The 2,587-nt window shown below is 34.2% G+C and carries 3 protein-coding genes; all 3 read left to right on the top strand.

Annotation, left to right across the window (positions count from 1 at the left end; translation table 11 throughout):
- Positions 1 to 195 (top strand): hypothetical protein (locus ACKI67_RS03470; RefSeq protein ID WP_407462000.1); only part of this gene is annotated, 195 nt, incomplete at its 5' end.
- 298 nt (positions 196 to 493) lie between these two features.
- Positions 494 to 1,504, top strand: coding sequence for a CoB--CoM heterodisulfide reductase subunit C (gene hdrC, locus ACKI67_RS03465; RefSeq protein ID WP_407461999.1), 1,011 nt, complete (start codon positions 494 to 496; stop codon positions 1,502 to 1,504).
- 22 nt (positions 1,505 to 1,526) lie between these two features.
- Positions 1,527 to 2,411, top strand: coding sequence for a CoB--CoM heterodisulfide reductase subunit B (hdrB, locus tag ACKI67_RS03460; protein ID WP_407461998.1), 885 nt, complete (start codon positions 1,527 to 1,529; stop codon positions 2,409 to 2,411).
- The last annotated feature ends 176 nt before the right edge of the window (positions 2,412 to 2,587 follow it).

Genomic DNA, 2,587 nt, shown 5'->3' with positions numbered 1-2,587 from the left:
AAAAAAATTGATGCTGACAACAATACTAAAAAATTATTGTTCCTAACTGATAAAGGACAAGATGCTTGTGTTAAATTGCTTAAAATATTCAGAAATTGGAATGATGAAGTTGTAGGAGATATTCCTATGGAGGAATTGATTGCATTTTCCAATACTTTAAGCAAACTATCTGAGAATTCTCTTGAATTGATGTAACTCCAGTTTTTAACATTTGTTTAAATTCTGGTTTATTCTTTTTTTAATTAATTTCGGTCTTTTGATTTTTCACTATTTTTACTATTTTTATTATTTTTATTTTTACAATTTTTTAATATTTCTTCAACAGATCTTAATTCAATTTTCATGCTTTTTTTAAGGTAAACCTAAAGATTTCAAGAAGTGTCACCTTTTAGGTTACACTTTCAAAATTTTTCAAAACCTTTATATACTATACTAATATAATTATTATTAAGGACGTGAGGTTAACCTATGATTGTCCTAGGTGTGTTTTTCAATGTCTGTGTTAGATACTCTTAAATCCCTCATCGGAGGGGCAAAAAAAGATATAGATAAAAATTTAACTAAAGAAGCAGAATCTGTTGAAGAAGCTGCTGATTCTATACAGACATCTTCAGAAGAGGAAATTGAAGTAAAATCTGATTCTGAAACTATTTCTGAGGAAGAACCTTTAGAAGCTGAAGCTCCTGCAGAGGAAGAAGTAATTGTTCCTGTGGAAGAGGAAGAAGAAGCTCCTGAAGAGGAAGCTCCAGAAGAAGTTGAAGCTGAAGAGGCTCCTGTTGAAGAAGAAGCTGTTGAAGAAGCAGTTGAAGAGGTTCCTGAAGAGGAAGTTTCTTTAGATGAAGAGGAAGAATCAATTGATGATAAACTTTCAGAAGATGAAGAATCTTTAGAAGCAGCTGAAGAAGCTGCGGAAGAAGAGGCTTCAGAAGAAAATGAAGAGAGCGATAATATGACTTTATTAAAAGAAAATGATATATATTCAATGGATGATATTGATAAAGAATTTACTCAAAAATTCGTTGATGCTGGAATTGAAACTGTAGACCACTGTTTCCAATGCGGTACCTGTGGTGGAGGATGTCCTTCTGGTAGAAGAACTCCTTACAGAGTAAGACAAATTGTAAGAAAATGTTTATTAGGACTCAGAGAAGAAGTAGTATCTGATCCTGCATTATGGATGTGTACCACCTGTTACACCTGCCAAGAAAGATGTCCTAGAAGTGTAAAAATCGTAGACATCATCAAAATGGCACGTAACGAAGCAGCTAAAGCTGGATACATGGCAGATGCTCACAAAGCAACTGGTTCTTTCGTAATTAAATTCGGTCACGGTGTACCAATCAACGACAAAACCAAAGAATTAAGAAAAGCTATTGGACTTGACGAATTACCTCCAACAGTACATTCATTCCCTGAAGCTTTAGAAGAAGTCCAAAAAATCTGTGCAGCATGTGAATTTGATAAATTAATCGGTTTCAACATGGAAACTGGAGAATTAGAATAAACATATTGAAGGAGTTATTATTATGGAGATTGCATATTTCTTAGGTTGTATTATGAACAACCGTTATCCTGGTATCGAAAAAGCAACCAGAATCTTATTCGATAAATTAGACATTGAATTAAAAGACATGGAAGGAGCTTCCTGTTGTCCTGCACCTGGTGTATTCGGATCCTTTGACCAAACCACTTGGGCAACCATTGCAGCACGTAACCTCGCTATTGCAGAAGAAATGGGTGCAGACATCATGACCGAATGTAACGGATGTTTCGGTTCCTTACGTGAATGTGACCACTTATTAAAAGAAAACCCAGCTAAAAAAGACGAAATTAACGCTATCTTAGCTGAAACCACTGACAAACAATACAAAGGTGAAACCAAAGTAAGACACTTTGCAGAAATTTTATACAACGATGTCGGTCTTGACAAATTATCTGAAATGTTCACCAAAGACTTAGGTATTAATGTAGCTGTACACTACGGATGCCACTTCTTAAAACCTACCGCAGAAGTAGGTATTGAAGAATCCGCAGAAAACCCAACCATCTTAGATGAATTAGTAGAAATCACTGGTGCTAAATCCGTACCTTACAAAAACAAAATGATGTGCTGTGGTGCAGGTGGAGGTTTAAGAGCTAGAGATATTGACGTAACCTTAAGTTACACCAAAGAAAAACTCGACGCTATGGCTGAAGCTGGTGTAGACGCTATTGTAGAAGTTTGTCCATTCTGTCACTTACAATTCGATGTAGGTCAAACTGAAGTTAACGCAAAATACGGAACTGACTTCGCATTCCCAGTAATGCACTTAGCTCAATTATACGGATTAGCTATGGGATTAAGCGCAGACGAATTAACTTTCGATGCACAATTAATCGACGCAGCTCCTGTATTAGAAAAAATTGAATAAGTAGATTCTTACTCTACTTATCTTTTCTTTTTTTTTAAAACAATTTTTTAGTTCGCATAATTACTAATAATTATTTCTGTTTTTAATAATTTTTAGAAAAAAAACATTTTTTATTTTTCAAAATCTAAATTTATTGTCTATGATCTGAAATTATTAGTATACTTATAAACTGATTT

Origin of the sequence: Methanobrevibacter sp. (genome assembly GCF_045577275.1) — an archaeon.
Lineage (GTDB): Archaea > Methanobacteriota > Methanobacteria > Methanobacteriales > Methanobacteriaceae > Methanobrevibacter.
This window is presented reverse-complemented; position numbering and strand designations above follow the sequence as displayed.

What these genes read in the sequence shown, in the direction of transcription:
- hdrC (WP_407461999.1), top strand. Translation starts at nt 494, where the DNA reads ATGTCTGTGTTAGATACTCTTAAATCCCTCATCGGAGGGGCAAAAAAA.
- hdrB (WP_407461998.1), top strand. Translation starts at nt 1,527, where the DNA reads ATGGAGATTGCATATTTCTTAGGTTGTATTATGAACAACCGTTATCCT.